4 protein-coding genes and 1 pseudogene are annotated in these 3,379 nt (G+C 72.0%); 3 read left to right on the top strand and 2 right to left on the bottom strand.

The window, feature by feature from the left end; translation table 11 throughout:
- Positions 1-213 precede the first annotated feature (213 nt).
- A complete protein-coding gene (locus GT354_RS48980; RefSeq protein WP_161364597.1) occupies positions 214-627 on the top strand; it encodes a hypothetical protein in 414 nt (137 codons plus the stop codon).
- A gap of 109 nt (positions 628-736) precedes the next feature.
- Here GT354_RS48980 and GT354_RS48985 read toward each other — a convergent pair whose 3' ends face one another.
- Positions 737-1,303 (bottom strand): GNAT family N-acetyltransferase, encoded by a 567-nt coding sequence (locus tag GT354_RS48985; protein WP_161364600.1) that lies wholly within the window; start codon positions 1,301-1,303, stop codon positions 737-739.
- Positions 1,300-1,500, bottom strand: a complete 201-nt coding sequence (locus GT354_RS48990) for a hypothetical protein (RefSeq protein WP_161364602.1) — start codon at positions 1,498-1,500, stop codon at positions 1,300-1,302. Before GT354_RS48990 ends, GT354_RS48985 begins: the two co-directional genes overlap by 4 nt.
- Before the next feature lie 616 nt (positions 1,501-2,116).
- Between GT354_RS48990 and GT354_RS48995 the strand changes: the two genes are divergently transcribed.
- Together GT354_RS48995 and GT354_RS49000 are read left to right on the top strand one after the other, a co-directional pair.
- The gene (locus GT354_RS48995) at positions 2,117-3,013 is read left to right on the top strand and encodes a MoxR family ATPase (protein WP_161364605.1); all 897 of its coding nucleotides are present in this window, start codon (positions 2,117-2,119) and stop codon (positions 3,011-3,013) included.
- Positions 3,006-3,379, top strand: a pseudogene (locus tag GT354_RS49000) (hypothetical protein); the annotation flags it as partial. The gene GT354_RS48995 and the pseudogene GT354_RS49000, both read left to right, overlap by 8 nt.

The raw sequence follows: 3,379 nt of genomic DNA on the forward strand, positions 1-3,379 counted from the left end.
GTGGTGTCGGGCCATCGGGCGCCGCGGGTCGCGATGATCGGATCGGTGCCCGAAGGGAGCACGTATTCGGCCTCGGGGGGCAGCGGTGGCGACCCTGCCGGGGAGTGGGGTCGGCCTCGGGGAAAGATAGGAGCCCGACACGCCGGCGCGTGCCGCGATCGAGACGCGTCGGTATCGCAGAATGGCCGAATGCTTCCGGATGACGATTATTTGTTGAGCCTCGGACGACTGTCGTACAGTTTGGCCCGGTTGGAGAGCGTGTCCCTGGACGAGTTGGCGCAACTGCCGGGCCTGCCACCCGCGTTGGCGCCGCGCAAGCTTGCCGGGAAGAGTGTCGAGGCGATCGCCCGCGCGCTGGCCGACCCGGCGAACACCGGAAAGGTCGCCGACCCCGAGACTCGCGACCGACTGCGGGCGACGGGCGAGGAACTCGCCACCGCCGCGCGGCTGCGACACGCGATCACCCATGCCCGTGCCGCACACGAGGGCGAGGACGTCCGCCTGCACCGCCGGTCCGGCGACCACGCCAACGCGGCCGACATCACGGCGGACTGGCTGGACCGGGCCCAGGCCGACGTGGACGACGCCCTCCGGCAGATTCTGCGTACCCGCCCGGCAGCCGCCTGACCCGAGGCGCCCGGCTCGCGGTGTGCGAACGACGGCGCGAGGCCCGGCCGACCTTCGGCCGGGCCTCGCGCGGATCAACGGAACGGGTGGCGCCGGTCTTCGCCGCGGCTCAGCCGTCCGCCTGCGGGCAGGTCGAGCCGTCCAGGGTCAGATGTTCGAGGACGCCGACCCCGCCGTCGAACTCGACGTCCGGGAGGGTGAATTCGCGGGTCTCCTCATGAAAGCCGAGGCTTTCGTGCATGCGAAGCGACGCGGTGTTGCGGGCGTTGGTGAAATACCAAGCCGACGAAGCCCGTTCGGCGATCCACGCGAGGCGGGCCTCGGTGAGGCGTGACCCCAGTCCGGATCGGCGGGCCCACGGGGCCACGACCAGGCCGCTGAGGTAGTAGCCCCCGGGAGTGGTCGGGGTCGAATCGAGGAAGAGCGCGCGGGCGTAGGCGACGAGCCGGTCGGCGGGATCGGACGCCGCCTCGTCTGCCTCCGAGGGAAGGGCCTCGGCCACGAGCAGAAGATGTCGCGGGCGGTCGAACCACGCGCGCACGCGCGTCTCCCGGGAGGGCTTCTCCTGTCGCATGACGACTCCGGCACCGTCGTCGGCGCCTTCGTGCACGGCGAGCAGGGCAACGCACCCGGCGAGGTCGGACGGTACGCCGGCGCGAATCGTGAAGGACGTCATACGCGTGCCGGCGCGTCGGCCGTCGCGCGGGTCGTGGCGAGCAGTTCCGAGATGGCGCCGGTGAAGTCCGGGCGCCGATCGTCGAGATCCGGCAGCGCGTCCGCCTCGTCCTCACCGAGCCGGGCGGCGAGAGTGGGTACGAGGCCGGGATCCGGCCTGAGGACCGCCTTGACGACGGTCGGGTCGATGGTGCTCACCGGTTCCTTCCCTTCCTTCCCGAAATGCGATCCGGCCGAAGAGTCTGCCACGTGACTCGGGCCGAGCGGTCGGGTCACGGGGCTCGATCCCCGAACGAGTCGGACCGCGCGGCTCGGCCGGTCGACCGATCGCCGGCCCGCCCGACGGGATCCGCCGGTCGCGAACACCCGGTGTGGCAACTCGGTGCGCAGGCACGTCGATTCGGGGAGAAGGACCGCGTCGTGGACACCCTTGCCCTGCGGGCAGGCGTCGGTGGCCGGCCACATGACCTGCCACGCCGACGACAACTCGGCCGCCGCGCCCCGACCGTCGCGCAACGAGGTGTCGACCACTCGGGCGGTCCGCGACCCGGTGGTGCCGATCACCTTCGGTGACGGGCGTCGTACCGAACGCCGAGGGTGACGACTCCCGCACGGATGGTCGTCGGTGTCGTGCGGGAACGCCGTCGATGCGGCCCGGCTTTGGCACATGTTGCCGTCGAACGGGGGGCCGGCAGGGCGTGTACTGAACAGCGATCGCCCGAGATCGCGAGTACCCGGGCGAATTGGTCGGTAGGTGTTCGGTAGGGGTTCGGGTTCGACAGGTGCTCGGCAAGGCGTCCGGAGGTGCGGGTTCGTGGGTGCGCGATGGTGGGACGCCGAAGGAGGGCCCGAGACGGTGGTCGAGCGCCTCGACGGGGTCGACTACCTCGCCGGGGACGGGATCGGCACCGCCGCCTTCCTCGCGCTTCGGATGGGCCGACCGTTGTTGCTCGAAGGCGAACCGGGAGTGGGCAAGACGGCCCTCGCCCAGGCCCTCGCCGACGCGTTCGCCGTGCCGCTGTTCCGGTTGCAGTGCTACGAGGGACTCGACGCGTCCCAGGCACTGTACGACTGGGACTTCCCCCGGCAGATGCTGCGCCTGCGCGCCGCCGGGGTGGCCGGGGTGTCGGACGTGGCGGCGCTCGAAGGCGGACTCTACGACCGTCGCTACCTGATCGCGCGGCCCGTACTCCAGGCGATCGAGGCGGCACCGGCGGTGTTGCTCGTCGACGAGATCGACCGGGCCGACGACGAATTCGACGCCTTCCTGCTCGAAGTGCTGTCGGACTTCGCGGTGACCGTGCCCGAACTCGGGAGGATCACCGCCGAGGTGCCGCCGCTGGTGGTGCTCACGTCCAACCGCACCCGCGAACTGCACGACGCCCTCAAACGTCGGTGCCTCTACCACTGGCTCGACCATCCCGACCACGAGCACGAGGTGGCCATCGTGCGGCGACGGTTGCCCGACGTGGGGGAGCGGCTGGCCCGCGACGTGGTGCGCGCCGTCGGGCGCCTGCGGCAGGCCGACCTGGTGAAGACGCCAGGGGTGTCCGAGACCCTCGACTGGGCCGGTGCGCTGCTCGTCCTCGGTGTGCGCGAACTCGACGCGGACAGCGCGGCGCGCACCCTGGGAGTCGTGCTCAAGCACCGCGAGGACCTCGAGGGCATGCGCGGCGCCGGCGTCGCGCGACTGGTGGCCGCCGATGCCTGACACCCTCGGCACAAACCGATCGACGCCCGGCCGATGGCTCGACGCGAACACGGTGCGCGCCGCGGCCGACGCGCCGGTCCGGCGGGACGCGGTCGAAATCCTGGTCGGATTCGCCCGGACCGTACGGGCGGCCGGAATCGCCGCCGACCCGCAGCGGGCGCACGGCTTCCTCACCGCTGCGGACGTACTCGGGGTCGACGACCGGCAGGCAACCTACTGGGCCGGCCGCATCACGCTGTGCTCGACGCCCGAGGACCTCGCCCGCTACGACGCCGCGTTCACCGCGTACTTCGGGTGCGAACAGGCCGTGCCCGGCCGGCGGCGCCCGCGCGTCGAGGTCGAGCGCGCGGTCGGCCTGCCCGGACC

It is taken from the genome of Streptomyces sp. SID3343, assembly GCF_009865215.1.
In the GTDB taxonomy this organism is placed as follows: Bacteria; Actinomycetota; Actinomycetes; order Streptomycetales; family Streptomycetaceae; genus Embleya.